The organism is Nitrospiraceae bacterium (genome assembly GCA_035623075.1).
In the GTDB taxonomy this organism is placed as follows: domain Bacteria; phylum Nitrospirota; class Nitrospiria; order Nitrospirales; family Nitrospiraceae; genus DASPUC01.
The window spans coordinates 19,736-33,523 of record DASPUC010000040.1 but is presented as its reverse complement, the minus strand read 5'-3'; the positions used below and the strand labels follow the sequence as shown (position 1 = coordinate 33,523).

13 protein-coding genes are annotated in these 13,788 nt (G+C 56.5%); 9 read left to right on the top strand and 4 right to left on the bottom strand.

Annotated elements, in window-relative coordinates; genetic code table 11:
- The 7 genes from VEI50_13165 to VEI50_13135 all read left to right on the top strand — a co-directional run.
- Positions 1–1,671: tetratricopeptide repeat protein (locus tag VEI50_13165; protein HXX76073.1), on the top strand; the 1,671-nt coding region annotated here is incomplete at its 5' end.
- Between the two features lie 3 nt (positions 1,672–1,674).
- A complete protein-coding gene (locus VEI50_13160; protein ID HXX76072.1) occupies positions 1,675–2,259 on the top strand; it encodes a polysaccharide biosynthesis/export family protein in 585 nt (194 codons plus the stop codon).
- A 50-nt stretch (positions 2,260–2,309) separates the two neighbouring features.
- Complete coding sequence (locus VEI50_13155) at positions 2,310–3,497, top strand: hypothetical protein (GenBank protein ID HXX76071.1); 1,188 nt, start codon at positions 2,310–2,312, stop codon at positions 3,495–3,497.
- Between the two features lie 32 nt (positions 3,498–3,529).
- Positions 3,530–5,275 carry a Wzz/FepE/Etk N-terminal domain-containing protein gene (locus VEI50_13150; GenBank protein ID HXX76070.1) on the top strand — a complete coding sequence of 582 codons (1,746 nt, stop codon included), beginning with the start codon at positions 3,530–3,532 and terminating at the stop codon, positions 5,273–5,275.
- 19 nt (positions 5,276–5,294) lie between these two features.
- On the top strand, positions 5,295–6,131 hold the full coding sequence (locus tag VEI50_13145) for a CpsD/CapB family tyrosine-protein kinase (GenBank protein ID HXX76069.1): 837 nt from the start codon (positions 5,295–5,297) through the stop codon (positions 6,129–6,131).
- A gap of 14 nt (positions 6,132–6,145) precedes the next feature.
- Complete coding sequence (locus VEI50_13140) at positions 6,146–7,675, top strand: AAA family ATPase (GenBank protein HXX76068.1); 1,530 nt, start codon at positions 6,146–6,148, stop codon at positions 7,673–7,675.
- Positions 7,676–7,833: 158 nt separating this feature from the next.
- Positions 7,834–9,324 (top strand): porin, encoded by a 1,491-nt coding sequence (locus VEI50_13135; GenBank protein ID HXX76067.1) that lies wholly within the window; start codon positions 7,834–7,836, stop codon positions 9,322–9,324.
- A gap of 26 nt (positions 9,325–9,350) precedes the next feature.
- Here the strand turns inward: VEI50_13135 and VEI50_13130 are convergent, their stop codons facing one another.
- Both VEI50_13130 and VEI50_13125 read right to left on the bottom strand, forming a co-directional pair.
- Entirely contained in the window at positions 9,351–10,052 is a 702-nt protein-coding gene (locus VEI50_13130) for a hypothetical protein (GenBank protein HXX76066.1), read from the bottom strand.
- Positions 10,053–10,105: 53 nt separating this feature from the next.
- Complete coding sequence (locus VEI50_13125; protein HXX76065.1) at positions 10,106–11,200, bottom strand: PstS family phosphate ABC transporter substrate-binding protein; 1,095 nt, start codon at positions 11,198–11,200, stop codon at positions 10,106–10,108.
- 197 nt (positions 11,201–11,397) lie between these two features.
- On the opposite strand from VEI50_13125, the gene VEI50_13120 reads away from it, so the two are divergent.
- On the top strand, positions 11,398–12,105 hold the full coding sequence (locus VEI50_13120; protein ID HXX76064.1) for a response regulator transcription factor: 708 nt from the start codon (positions 11,398–11,400) through the stop codon (positions 12,103–12,105).
- Between the two features lie 127 nt (positions 12,106–12,232).
- Here the strand turns inward: VEI50_13120 and VEI50_13115 are convergent, their stop codons facing one another.
- Positions 12,233–12,616, bottom strand: coding sequence for a CBS domain-containing protein (locus tag VEI50_13115; GenBank protein ID HXX76063.1), 384 nt, complete (start codon positions 12,614–12,616; stop codon positions 12,233–12,235).
- Positions 12,617–12,854: 238 nt separating this feature from the next.
- On the opposite strand from VEI50_13115, the gene VEI50_13110 reads away from it, so the two are divergent.
- Entirely contained in the window at positions 12,855–13,325 is a 471-nt protein-coding gene (locus tag VEI50_13110) for a methylglyoxal synthase (GenBank protein ID HXX76062.1), read from the top strand.
- 21 nt (positions 13,326–13,346) lie between these two features.
- Here the strand turns inward: VEI50_13110 and VEI50_13105 are convergent, their stop codons facing one another.
- Positions 13,347–13,781 (bottom strand): hypothetical protein, encoded by a 435-nt coding sequence (locus VEI50_13105; protein ID HXX76061.1) that lies wholly within the window; start codon positions 13,779–13,781, stop codon positions 13,347–13,349.
- Positions 13,782–13,788: the final 7 nt, after the last annotated feature.

Here is a 13,788-nt window from a genome sequence, read left to right as displayed (position 1 = left end):
TTCTACGATGAGCGGCATCAGTACGATAAGGCAGAAAGTCTGCTGCGCGATATGATCCGGGTTGATCCGGACAATGAGCAGCGGTACCTCGCGCTCGCGAAATTCCAGCTGACTCGGCGCGGATTTGTTGAGGGGGAAGCCGCGTTGATGGAAGGACGACGCGCCCTCCCTCGATCGTCTGCGATCCGGCTCGCGTTGGGAGAATTGTATGAGTTCAACAAGCAGCCGGACAAGGCACGGGCGATGTACGAAGCAATGCGCGGCGACTTTCGAGGAAAGCCCCCCGCCCTCGACGCCAAGGTCAAACTCGCCGCACTCGCGTTCTCAGCGGGAAGACAAGATGAAGGCGAAAAAGAGTTGGCGGAGGTGCTCAAGGAGAATCCCCATTCGTCCGACGGCCTGCTGCTTCGAGGAAAGCTTGCGTTGCAGCGCGGCGATGGAAGAGAGGCAATCCAGGATTTTCGAACCGTGCTGAAAGATCGGCCCGATTCGGCGGAGGTCCATGCTCTCCTCGGGCAGGCCTACCTTGCCTCTTCTGATTTGGTCCTTGCCAGAGAAAGCATGGAACAGGCGGTCGCGCTCAATCCAAGGATGGCCGATGCTCAGATGGCGCTGGTCGCGCTTGACACCTCCTCCGGGAAGCTCAAAGAAGCCCGCACCAGGGTAGAGGAGCTGCTCAAGCAGGACCAGAATAACCTCCAGACGCTCGGTGTGTTGTTGAGTCTTCAGGCCGCGGAGCATGATTGGAACGCGACGGAGCAAACCTTGTCCCGCGCCCGTGTGGCGGGAGCCAACAGCTCAGCGGCGGATCTGGTAGAAGGGTATCTCCATCAAGCTCGCGCCGAATGGGATCAGGCACGGGCTTCGTTCGAGCGGGCCCTGGCACGCAATCCCGATGCGCCCGAGCCCCTGCTTGCGTTGGTGCAGCTCGATCTCAAGCGAGGCAAGATCTCGGAAGCCAAGCTGAGGCTTGAGCAGTTGCTTGGCCGCAATCCCAACCACCCCTACGCCTCGGGTCTCCTCGGGGAAATCGCGATGTTGGAGGGCAATCAGGGGATGGCTGAGAGCCGGTTCCGTGAAGCGATTGAACACAAGCCCGAGTGGGGCCAGCCGTGGCTGCACTTGGCCACGCTCAAGCTCTCTCAGAAAAAGAAGGACGAGGGTCTCGAATGGTTGGAGAGAGGGCTCAAGGCGAACCCAAACAGTCAGGAACTGCGACTGTTACTGGCGATAACACTGAGCGAGGCGGGACAGGTCGACCGAGCGATCCAGGAATACGAGACCTTGGTACAGCAGAATCCTCGGAATCTCATCGCTGCGAATAACTTGGCGTCGCTCTTGACGGATCAGAAGGGCGATCAGAAGAGCTTGGAGCGGGCTCTCGTCCTTACGAAGAATTTTGAAACCACAGCGCCCAACGCCATCTTCCTCGATACGCTCGGGTGGGTACATTACAAACTGGGGCATTCCGGTCAAGCCGTTCACTTTATTCAGCAAGCGGCAACCAAGGTGCCCGATCATCCCGTGGTGAACTACCACCTTGGGGTCGCCTATTTTAAAGTTGGTCAGCGGACGGAAGCGAAAGCCCATCTTCAAAAGGCCGTCGCGTCCCAGAAGCCGTTTCCCGGCCTCGATGAGGCCAAGTCAGTTTTGGCGCAGTTGCAAGGATAGAATATGCGGGTCGTCGGACTATTGGTGCTCAGCTCGTGCATCGTGTGGTGGCAGGGGATCGCCCTGGCTCTGTCAAACGGGAGCGAGCCGGCGATGGTTGCGGATGCGTCCTATCTGCTCGGGCCTGAAGACGTGGTCAAGATCTCTGTCTGGAAAGATGAACATCTCACCCAGGAAGTCGTCGTGCGTCCGGACGGTATGATTTCGTTTCCGCTCGTCGGGGACGTGCCGGCGGCCGGTCTGACCGTCGAGGATGTCCGGCTCGAGTTGGTCAAGCGTCTCAACAAATTCGTGCCGAACCCGCACGTCTCGGTCCTGGCCACAAAGATCCTGAGCTATAAGATCTACGTGGTCGGGCGGGTCAACAAGCCAGGCGAATTCCTGGTCGGCCATTATACGGACGTCCTTCAGGCCTTGAGTCTGGCCGGCGGGTTGACCCCGTATGCCGCCGAGAACGACATCCACATCATGCGGCGGAAACGCGGCGAACAGGTGGTCTTTCCATTTCGCTATGGCGACGTCCGCAAAGGGAAAGAATTGAGCCAGAACATCATCCTGGAACGAGGCGACGTGGTGGTGGTTCCCTGAATTCTGCAAAAGGGGTCCCTCCCTCGGACGGTGAGGGAGTGAGATGCCCGATGTCGCATTTACACAGGCTTCTCCTTGTAGGGATGGTCGTGAGTACTCTGTTGGGCATCATCAGTCACAGGGCACAGTCGGCTGAATGGTCGGCGGAGCCTTCGTTCAACGTCAAGGGCGTATACAACAGTAACCTGATCTTGAGCACTGGCAACAATGAAGTGTGGGGGTATTGGACAAGTCCTGCGGTCAAGTTCAAGGGTGCCACGGAATCCTTTATGATCGAAGGCAATGCCCAAGCAGACTTTGTCCAGTACTACGGTCAACAGGATCGGGGGTTCACCAATCTGTTGTTCCCGGTCAGAACCTCGTACGAATGGGAACGCCTAAAGTTCGGCTTTGACGGTGGATTTACCCGTGACAATACCTTGATGAGTGAATTGCGCCAGACAGGTTTGGTACTCACGTTTACCCAGCGCAATCTGTGGACTGCGAACCCGAGTGTGACAGTGGGGCTGGCGGAGCGAGTAAGCTGGCAAGTGGGGTATCAGTTTGTGGATGCCACCTACCAGAATGGACTCAGTCTTGGCCTCGTGAACTATCAGACCAACGGGGGGACATCTGAATTGTCCTACGAACTCCGTGAGCACGACAAAATCAAATTGATCGGGGAAGCCACCAACTTCGTCGCTTCACAAATCCAACAAACATGGACATACGAGGGCGTGAAAATCGGCGCGTCTCATGACTTTTCCGAGTCGCTCTCCGCGACTGTGTCGGGGGGACCGAAGTTTATAACATCTACGAAGGGGGGGGTCCCTGGCGGCTCTTTGACTCAGCATGATGTCGTCTGGGTGTATAACGCCAATATCAAACAAGAGTTCGAGCAGTCGACTATTTCGCTCGATGGTGGGCGTGAACTCTATCCCAGCGGATTTGGCCTGTTGGTCCAGACCGATCGAGTCACCGGCTCAATTTCTCATCGGCTGACGGAGAATCTCACCGCTTCCCTCACCGGGGGGTTATATTTTACTCAGCCCGTCGCGTCGACTGGCGGGTCATTTCCTCAGACTCGCTATATCAACGTTAATCCCAATGTGTCGTGGAAGTTCGCTCAATGGTGGACCCTCAGTGTGGGGTACACCTACGCGGAGCGCGCCGTGGGCAGTGTCAACTTTTGGGCCAATGCGAATTCCACCTTTGTCATGTTGACCTATACGGGAGACAAGTGGTCGGTGTCGCGATAACAGGGAGACCTTAGTCACAGACGAGCGTCACCATGGAAACACCCCAGAACAATCTACATGATTACCTCGCGCTCCTCCGCCGTCGCCGAACTCTGATATTAGCGGTCACCGCCGTGCTCTTCATGGCCAGCGTCACGCTCGCCTTTCTGCTGCCAGCAGTCTATCGTTCAACGGCGACCATCCTCATCGAAGAACAGGAAATCCCGCCTGACCTTGTGCGGTCCGCCATCACCAGTTATGCCGACCAGCGGATCGAGACGATCAAGCAGCAGGTCATGACGCGGTCGACCCTTTGGAAGATCGTCGAGCAATACGGGCTGTACTCTGGAATGCGCCAAAGTAAACCCACTGAAGATGTGCTGAAGCGGTTTACCGATGACATTCGTGTGGACGTCATCAATGTGAAGATCATCGACAAGCGCACGCAAACGCCGACCCAGGCCACGATCGCCTTCACGCTGTCCTATGATGGAGAAAGTCCGGAGATTGCCCAGAAAGTGGCCAACGAGCTGACGAGTCTGTTTCTGGGGGAAAATCTTAAGACTCGCGAACGGCATGCCCAAGAGACCACCGCTTTCTTGAGGAAAGAATCAGAGCAGCTGGCGGAACGTATCGGAGCGTTGGAGTTGCAACTGGCTGCGATCAAGCAGAAGGCTGACGGAGCGCTGCCCGAGCTGATATCTCTCAACATGACGATGCTCAACCAGGCAGAACGCGAACTGCTGGATGCCGACCGTGACATTAGGGCGTTAGAGGAAAAGAAGTCCTACCTGGAGGGCGAGTTGGCCACGCTGAAGCCGCACACGCCGATCATCTCGGCCAGTGGGGAGCGGCTGCTGGATTCGGGCGAACGGTTGAAGGCATTGCGGGCTCAGTATGCGAGCGCGAGCGGCTATCTTTCGCCCGAGCATCCGGACGTGATCAAGATGCAGCAGGAGATCGCCGCGCTGGAGCGAGAGACCGGCCATCACGCAACGCCCGAGGAATTGCATAAGCGGCTCAATGCAGAACAGGCCCGTCTGGCGACCCTCGTCGATCGATATGGAGAGGAACATCCTGATGTGATCCGGTCGCGCCAGATCGTGGCTTCTCTCGAACAAGAACTGAATAACGTCTTGCAGGCGGGCATCCAAGCTCCGGTCGTCAAGCCCGAAAATCCCGCCTATATCAATATCCGCGCGCAACTCTCATCGACCACTGCCTCGCTTCAAGCGCTTCGCAAATCACGAGAGGGCATCAAGCGCAGAGTCGATGACTATGCCGGTCGACTTGAGCGAACGGTCGAAATCGAGCCCACCTATCTCAATCTCAGCCGAAACAGGGAAGAATCAGTGCGCAAGCACCAGGAGATCACGTCTCGCTTGCTTGAGGCCGAGGTCTCCAAGGAGCTGGAGGTTCAGAGAAAAGGCGAGCGATTCTCGCTCATCGATCCGCCCGACCTTCCTGAGAAACCTGAACGGCCGAATCGCCCGGTGATCGTGATGCTCGGCGCGATTCTTGCCGTCGCTGGTGGGATCGGAAGCGGCGCGGCGCGCGAACAGTTCGACCGCTCGATTCGCGGCGGCGAGCACCTCGGTAGGCTTGCTGGGCTGCCGCCGCTGGCCGTGATTCCCTATATGCCGACGGATGACGATCTTCAGCGACTGCTCCGCAAGAGAAGAAGACTCGCCTTGGCGGGTGCCGGCGTCGTGGTCTTACTGCTCGTGTCGGTGCTGGCGAGGGGAACCCCATTGGATGTGGTCTTGTATGCCGCCCTGAGAAAACTGGGCTTGACATAAAACAGGAGAGATTCCGTTTATGATCATGGACAAACTCCAGAGTGCGATGGACCGATTCAAGGAGCAGCAGCATGCTGCACCCGCGCCTCCTCGGTCGGACCGGTCCGCGGCGTCTGGCCCCGAAGTGATGTATTCTCGTACGCGTTCAGTTGCGATCGACGAAGATGTCCTGCAGCGGCACCGAATACTGACGGGGCACCATTCGCCATTCGCGGATGCCTACAAGATCCTCAGAACCCAAGTGCTGCACCGGTTACAGGAGAACGGGTGGAACATGCTGGGAGTGACGAGCCCACGGGACGGAGAGGGGAAAACTCTTACGTCGATTAACTTGGCGATTGCCTTGGCGAGCGAACCAACCCAAACGGTTCTCTTGGTGGATGCAGACCTGCGTGCTCCCCGCATTCATGAGGAATTCGGCCTGATCCCTGGCGAAGGATTAGTGGAGTGTCTCTTGGACGGCCGATCAGTCGAGGACGTGCTGTTCCATCCTGGTCTCGGGCGACTGATTGTGTTGCAGGGCGGCCGAGTGACGAAACAGTCGGCCGAAGTCCTTACCTCTCCACGCATGACCGCACTTGTGAAGGAGCTGAAGCATCGATACCCATCGCGGGTGGTGGTGTTCGATCTCCCTCCCGTGCTTGATCGACCGGATGTTCTGGCATTCAGTCCACGACTGGACGCGTTGCTTCTCGTTGTGGAAGACAGCAAAACTTCGGGACCCGACCTCCAGCAAGCGATACAGGTGCTGAAGGGAGGGGCACCGATTCTGGGAACCGTCCTGAACAAAGCCGGCCGCGACCAACTGAGCTTGTCCAAAGTGAAACGTGCCACAGCAGTGGAACAAGAGAGATGAGGTAGAGCCTCTGTATGTACGAATCGTTCTACGGACTTCGAACGAACCCCTTCTCTCTGGTTCCCGATCCGGGATTTCTGTATCTCGGGACACAGCACAAGTTGGCCCTGAGTCTGTTGGAGTACGGGCTGCTCAACCGAGCGGTGTTTACCGTCATCACCGGGGAACCGGGTACAGGCAAGACCACACTGCTCAATGCCATCCTTGATCAATCACAACATCAGGTCGTAGTCGGAATGCTGTCGAATACGCATGCTGGTCTCGGGTCGCTCATGCCCTGGGTTTTGATGGCGTTCAATTTGAATGGCAAAGGGATGGACAGTGTTGAACTGTACCGGACGTTCACGGCCTTCCTTGCCCACGAATACGAGCAGCGTCGGCGTGTCGTGCTGGTGGTGGACGAAGCCCAGAATCTGGGTTCGGCCATGCTTGAAGAACTCAGGCTGTTGTCGAATCTGAACGATGGCCGACGGCAGTCCCTTCAAATCATTCTCTCAGGTCAGCCCGGGTTGCGGGCCTTATTGCAGCGAGGTGATTTGGTTCAATTCGCCCAGCGCATCTCGGTCGATTACCATCTCGAGCCGTTTGACGAAGGCGAGACACCCCGTTACGTTCGTCATCGACTGGTGGTGGCCGGCATGACCAGGGCCGTGATGACGGAGCTGGCCTGTCGCGTCGTGCATCGGCTGGCTGGTGGTAACGCACGATTGATCAACCAGGTGTGCGATGTCTCAATGGCCTATGGTTTTGCCGAACAGGCACGCGTGGTCACGGCGGGTCTGGTGATGAGAGCGGCCACAGACCGGGCAGCCAGTGGGATTCTGCCTCTCACCTCCTCGTCGGTCGCAGACTTGCTGACGCCTGAGGCGGAGCAGAAGGAAAAAGAAGAAGCTTCGTCGGTCGCGGCGGGTCTAGTAATGCAGTCGGCCACAGACCGGGTAGCCAGTGGGATTCTGCCTCTCACCTCCTCGTCGCTCGCACACTTGCCCACGCCCGAGCCGGAACAGAAGGAAATAGAACAAGCTTTGTCGGCAACGGCGGAGAAGACCACCACAACGAGACAGAAACCGAAAGTGAGGGACGAGAGCGCACCCACATCATCCTACCAACAGGGGCTCGCCCATAAGGAAGCGAGGCAGTATCGACAGGCTATTGCCTGCTTCGATCACGCCCGCCAGGAACCGGCGATGGCGGTGAGGTCTGATGTTCAGACGGCACTCTGTTATAAGGCTCTGGATCGCCTGGACGATGCGGCAGCGTTGTTAAGACAATTGTTGAAGGACAACAAAGGCACAGATGGTGAGCGCCGGCAGATCCGATACTTGCTGGCTCGTATCTATGAGCGGCTCGGATGGACCGAGCAGGCGCTTGCGCATTACAAGGTCCTTCAGAAGGATGCCCCCACCTTCCTTGACACAGCGGCCCGCCTTGGTCAACTTTCGTCGTCAAGGGCATGGTCCTCCATACTTGTCAGTCCTCTCAGCGGGTCTTGGTTCCGCTCCGTGACGAAAAGCTGGGTACAGCTCCTCCGAATCCCCCTGTAGTGTTCGATTCGCTCGTCCATGCAACCGGATTGATGCCCTCATTCTGTTCCCAGCATCCAGGGAGTTAACGGAGACTGGAGACAGCCGTAACTTGGCTGTAATCGTCTCTTCATATTCTCCTTCCGCCATTCTCCTAAGCAGGCATGGAAGGGGATTGTATGGGACGGACCAGTCGAAGACTGGGAGGGATGGGACTGCTGGCCCTCGGGGGACTCGTCGCGGCCTGGGTGCCGGCGCAGGCGGGCAGCCTCGAAGACTTTCTGCTCGAAAACAAGCAGATCACGATCGATCAGTGGGTGAAGCTGAAAGCAGAAGAAGAGAAGCAGCAGGCTAAGGCGCTGGAGGAAAGCAGGAGTGTAGGAGATGTCCCGGTTCGAGAGAGATGGTACGAAAAAATCAGCATTCGAGGATATGCACAGTTCCGGTTTGAAACTCAGAATAATTCCCTGCTTATCAACGATCAAGGTGACCGGGCTCTAGGACGGAACGATCAGTTTTCCTTGCGACGGGCTCGGTTAATCGTGAGCGGACAACCGCATGATCGGGTCTTTATCTATGTGCAGGAAGAATTCGCGGAGATGACCGGCACCAATACAGCCAATGGTACGGGCACCCAATCGACCATGGGAAATAACAATAATACGGGGACGAATAATACACCTGTGTTACGCGATTTCTATGCCGATCTCTACTTGACCCCGAACAAGGAGTGGCGGATCAGGGCCGGGCAGTCGAAGGTGCCCTTTGGATTCGAGACCCTGCAATCAAGCCAAAACCGCCTTGCGTTCGACCGTACCGATGCGATCAACAGCGCGCAACTCAATGAGCGGGATGTCGGGCTCTTTCTCTACTACAGCCCGACGATCATTCGCGAACGCTTTCGGCGTCTTGCCGAGAGCGGACTCAAGGGATCAGGTGATTATGGAATGCTCGGTCTCGGCGTCTACAATGGCAACTCGAATCTGAGTAACACGACGGAACTCAACAAGAACAAACATGTCATTGTTCATTCGTCCTATCCGCATGAGTTTTCGAATGGGCAGGTCGTCGAGATCGGGATGGATGCGTATACAGGGCAGTATGTGGTCTCAACCACTCCGGTCTTTCCAAATTCCAACATCATTACTCCCGTGCCGGTGTCTCCGTTTATCACGAATAACGGGAACTATCTCGATGAGCGGGTAGCCTGGCATTTTGTCGTGTTTCCGCAACCGTTCGGCCTTCAAGGAGAATATACAATCGGACGAGGGCCTCAATTGAACACAGAGCGAACCCAGGTTGAGGTCGGCAGTTTGCGCGGCGGGTATCTGCAGCTCTATTACAACTACCAATGTGATACCTATTGTCTGAGTATCTTCCCTTATATTCGATGGCAAGAATATTTCGGCGGGAAGAAGTTTGAAAACAATGCGCCTCGTTATAGCGTGCGTGAGACCGAATTCGGATTAGAGTATCAATTTAACGCAGCGCTGGAGTTGACCGTCGCCTATTCCTGGACGCAGCGCACGTCGGATGATCCTTCGCAGCTTCCTGCGATTCCCGGAGCATCTTGCGGTTCTGGTGCTGGCAGTGGAATCGCTTGTACGCAGACCCCCTATCAACTTCAAACCGGCAACTTGCTCCGCTTCCAACTGCAATGGAATTTCTGAAAATCTGCGACGGCCGGTTGCTCGTGCTATGGGGGAGACCCTGCCTGGGTCAGTGCACGCGGCGGCAATTGCTTATACAAAATCGTGAGCTCACGATGGTCGTATTGAAAGAGCTTCTCCCAGATTCCAGATGATCGTTCTCGTTGCGCCGAGTACGGTACAAAACCGAGGCGGCCGCGTTGAGGCGCCAGCGATTGCATCGGTGTGAGCCGGTCATCCTGGGTTTCAGCAGTGCCATAATCGGCCTTATAGTGGGTATGCGACCGATAATTCGCGAGAATCAGGTGTAGTTCATCGCCTTGCACGAATACTCCTCCGGATGTGACTTCTCGAGAAAGGGCCGACAGGTCTCGAGTGTGATAGAAGGTCACGACTTCTTCCGGGGTCGCTTGACTCAGAGCTTGCGCCAGAAGCGGGGCAAGGAATGCGATTTCTGCGTCGGTGAAGGCCTGATGGACACGGGGTACGCTCATGTCATCATACACAGGGAGTTTCGCCAGTGGTTCATCGATCCGCACTCCCCCGAGGACGGCAGCAACCTGTTCGGGTGTGAGTGAGATCGGATGCGAGTGCTCCATTCCTTTTTTGACAGTCCGATCAAACTCTAACCGGACGTATCTGGCGGGTGTCTCATAGATCGTAACGGTAGTGAACTGAGTAGGACTACACGCGACGATCGGTCCCGTGGTGATGGAAACACAGAGAGCATAGCGGATGAGTCGGTTCATGGTAGGACCAGCTCCTACACGCTGACATGAAACGGTGGTGCCGTCAACGGGACCTAGTCGTGGGTTTTAGCTGGTTGGTCCGTGGCAGCGGCTCGCACGGGGGTCGTCCATAACTTGGTCAGCCGATTGAGCTCAGTGGTCGGAAGGGGAAAGTATCCGTGAGCCAAGACAATTTGTTGGCCCTGTTGGCTGAGCGCGAACTTGACATATTCGCTGAGTGAGGGAGGGGCGGCAATCTTGGGCGGTCTATTGATATACAGATAGAGGTTCCGTCTCAAAGGATACGAGCCGTCCATTGCAGATTGAAAGCTTGGCTGAACATATCGACCTCCTTGGACCGAGGCGATAGGGACGGGACGGATGCCTGAAATTCGATAGCCGATTCCGCTGACTCCGATTCCGAGCCGATCCTTCACCAGTTCCACAACCACCGAGGCGGAGCCGGCAACCACCGTCATGGTGTCCTTGGTCGGTGCTCCCTTCAACACGTGCTCCTTGAAGAACGAGGCCGTGCCGGAATTTCCGTTGCTTCCGTAGAGATGAACCGGAGCGTTGGTCCATGCTTCATCGAGGAGCAGCGCCTCTCCCCACGTGTTGATGGGGTATTGCAGCCCTCGCCGACGCTCTTTCGAGAACATCGCGTCAAGTTGGTCGAGGGAGAGTCCTTCGATCGGATTGTCGATATGGACGAAGACGGCCAGCGCATCCACCGCGACCGGAACTTCGACCGGTTCGTAGCCAAACTCCCGCTTGAATTCGACGATTTCCTGTTGGTTCATGCGCCGAGACATCGCGGCAATCTGGGCTTTCCCTTCCAGCAGGGCAGCCAATCCCGTCTCTGATCCTCTGCTCTCGACCTTGATAGCCAAGCCGGGATACAGCTGTTGGAGGTCTTTGGCCCACGATTTTGTCAATGGCTCCATGGTTTCCGACCCTGCGACCGAGAGCGCACCAGCAGTCAGACTGCTGACGGGCTGGTAGGGGGGGATTTGGGGGTCCAGCGGTGGCTTCAACTGCCCGGACGATTGAGGTGGCAGAGCAAAACTCAGTCCCAGGAGGATACAGACTCCAACTAAAGCAGGGGAAAAGCCGTAGAGGATGAGCCGTCCTAACCCTATCTGTCGTGTTCTCAACCGATTTGCGTTCATCAACAATCCCTTCCAGAGTCTCTATCCCATTCAGCCTACTGGGTTTTCTTTGCCGGCAGATCAATGAATTGTTAACTCCAGGTTAACTCGCCCCGACCGAAGAAGGTCTGACGCCATCGACGTATTTTCAATTTAACGGACAATTAACACGGTCCTAACGACATGTTCCCCGTCGCGTTCTAGCATGTCGCCTTATTATGCTGACGGTCAAGCCTTCCGCGGTCGGTGTCCGCGACTCAGTTCTCATCTTCATGAAATCGGAGTCTTTTGCGCAGTCGCTGAAGAAGGCGTTAGAGACGAGCGGCTACCGCAGCACGACCGTGACTACGGAATCCGCGGCCCTCGCTGAGGCGAAGACGAATGTCCCCTCCTTGATTATCCTTGACCGTCAGAGCGGCGCGATCACGAATTTCCGCCAGTTGCGAGGGCTGAACGCAGTCCCCATCGTAGCCGTACAAGAAAACAGCAACTCCTGCTCGGAAGAGGAATGCATACAGGACTATGACCATGACGTCGATCTCATTGTCTGTGGTCAGAGCGTCCGTGAACTGGTCGCGCGGGCTCGCGCGATTCTTCGACGTCGGGATGCTCGTGCGGAGTCACACGTCCTGTATAGTGCGGGGAATGTTCGGCTGGACCTCGGTCGCCACGAAGTTAGAGTCGACGGCCGTCCGGTCGATCTGACTCCAAAGGAATTCCAGATTCTCAAGCAGTTCCTCGAATCACCCTCGCGCGTTTTCTCCCGCCAGGAGATGCTCAATCGGGTGTGGGGAGAAGGCTATGCCCTCGAAGAGCATGCCCTTGATGTCCACATTCATTCCCTACGGCAGAAGATCGAACGGAACCCGTCCCGTCCGACGTTCATCGTGACCGTCAGGGGCATCGGCTATAAGCTCCGCGCCTAGCCAAGCCGAAAGCTCGTTTCAATTTCCTTCGCTCAGGATCGAAAAAGAAAGCCTTCGTCTCTTGCGCGCCGCGCTTCGTACAGCAGAGCCGAGGAGAGGAGAATCGGTGGTGTGAGAGAATCGACAGCTAGAGTTCGTCGATGGACACAGGCTTCAGGAAGTCTCTGACCGACACGACTCCGACGAGCGTCCCGCCTTTGGTCACGCCCAAGTGCCTCGTCCGGTGCTTGTTCATCATATCGGCGGCCTCCGTAATGGGGCGACGCTCTTCGATGCCGACAACGGGACTGCTCATGATTTCTTCAACAGGGACAAAGTAGGGACCACGATCTGATCCAATGACCTTCTTGACGATATCCGATTCCGTGACGATACCGACGATGCGCTCTTGACGGGAGACTAGCACGCTCCCGACATTGCAGGCCTTCATCAGTTTGGCCGCCTCTATGACCGAGGTGCCGGAGTCCACCGTGACCAGATCCTTCTTCATCAATTGACCGACAGTTACCATCTGTGCTCCTCCTTTTGATGTATTTTACGTTAGCGTGACTCTACCAAGCCGAGATTGCACCGTGGTTAGAAACTTGTTACTGGTACGTAAATTCATCACCGGCCACGTAGTCTTGAAGGCTTCCTTTTACCCCGTTGATTCGCCAGCGCCCAGAGATCCGCAACAAACCTGTAACACGGACCTGCCATACTGGCCGGAGAACGAATCCTTGCCAACTTGCTGTCGAAAGGGGTGTCGTATGAAGGACAACATCGTACCGATGGCCGCGCAGAAAACCGTGGCCATTGTGGCCCATGACAACAAGAAACAAGATCTCCTCGCCTGGGCGAAGTTCAACCGTGAGGCACTCAGTCATCACAGGCTCGTCGCGACCGGAACCACAGGGAAGTTGCTCCAAAGGGAACTCGGGATTCCTGTGACGCGGCTGCAGAGCGGGCCGCTGGGGGGCGATCAACAAATCGGTGCGAAAATCAGTGAGGGCGAGATTGATGTCCTCATTTTCTTTTGGGATCCGCTGGAGCCGCACCCGCACGATCCTGATGTGAAAGCGCTGCTCCGCATCGCAGTGGTCTGGAATATTCCGATCGCCTGCAACAGAGCCTCGGCGGATTTCTTGATTTCGTCTTCTTTAATGCCGCAGGCGTATCAACGGCTCGTGCCAGACTATGAGGGATACCGAACCCGCCTGCTCCGTCGCGATGTAGCCTAGCCAAGCCACTCGGGTCGGTCGCTATTCCATCACTTCCTGCACGGTACCCTGTGCGTCGTACCGAATGCGGATTTCTTTTCTGATCCGTGCGTGCTTGCCGCCGGCGACGCCCTCTGCGCCAAGTCCGGGCTCGACCGGTTGCATTTTCGTGGTCGCGGTCCCAAATGGACCGGGCTGAACCGTCGGAATTTCGACACGCGGTGCGGATTGTTTCGAGGCGGTCGGACGATAGGTTGCGACGGCTCCGTCTGCTCTCATCTCCACGAAGTCAGGTTCGCCGTAGCGTGCGACCACTTCTTCTTTTGTGGTCATCCCGATTCGAATCCATTGTGTCTGGTCAGCGCCGCTTTGTGTTTGGTCAACACCGCTTGCGCAGGCTGCTGCCCACATGACCCAGCAGATACTCAGGCAAAACAGCAAGGTAGAAAGAAATGACCGGGTGCTCGAGTCGGTCATTGCAAGC

Coding starts and splice junctions, on each gene's coding strand:
- VEI50_13160 (HXX76072.1), top strand. CDS start 1,675: ATGCGGGTCGTCGGACTATTGGTGCTCAGCTCGTGCATCGTGTGGTGG.
- VEI50_13155 (HXX76071.1), top strand. CDS start 2,310: ATGTCGCATTTACACAGGCTTCTCCTTGTAGGGATGGTCGTGAGTACT.
- VEI50_13150 (HXX76070.1), top strand. CDS start 3,530: ATGGAAACACCCCAGAACAATCTACATGATTACCTCGCGCTCCTCCGC.
- VEI50_13145 (HXX76069.1), top strand. CDS start 5,295: ATGATCATGGACAAACTCCAGAGTGCGATGGACCGATTCAAGGAGCAG.
- VEI50_13140 (HXX76068.1), top strand. CDS start 6,146: ATGTACGAATCGTTCTACGGACTTCGAACGAACCCCTTCTCTCTGGTT.
- VEI50_13135 (HXX76067.1), top strand. CDS start 7,834: ATGGGACGGACCAGTCGAAGACTGGGAGGGATGGGACTGCTGGCCCTC.
- VEI50_13130 (HXX76066.1), bottom strand. CDS start 10,052: ATGAACCGACTCATCCGCTATGCTCTCTGTGTTTCCATCACCACGGGA.
- VEI50_13125 (HXX76065.1), bottom strand. CDS start 11,200: ATGAACGCAAATCGGTTGAGAACACGACAGATAGGGTTAGGACGGCTC.
- VEI50_13120 (HXX76064.1), top strand. CDS start 11,398: ATGCTGACGGTCAAGCCTTCCGCGGTCGGTGTCCGCGACTCAGTTCTC.
- VEI50_13115 (HXX76063.1), bottom strand. CDS start 12,616: ATGGTAACTGTCGGTCAATTGATGAAGAAGGATCTGGTCACGGTGGAC.
- VEI50_13110 (HXX76062.1), top strand. CDS start 12,855: ATGAAGGACAACATCGTACCGATGGCCGCGCAGAAAACCGTGGCCATT.
- VEI50_13105 (HXX76061.1), bottom strand. CDS start 13,781: ATGACCGACTCGAGCACCCGGTCATTTCTTTCTACCTTGCTGTTTTGC.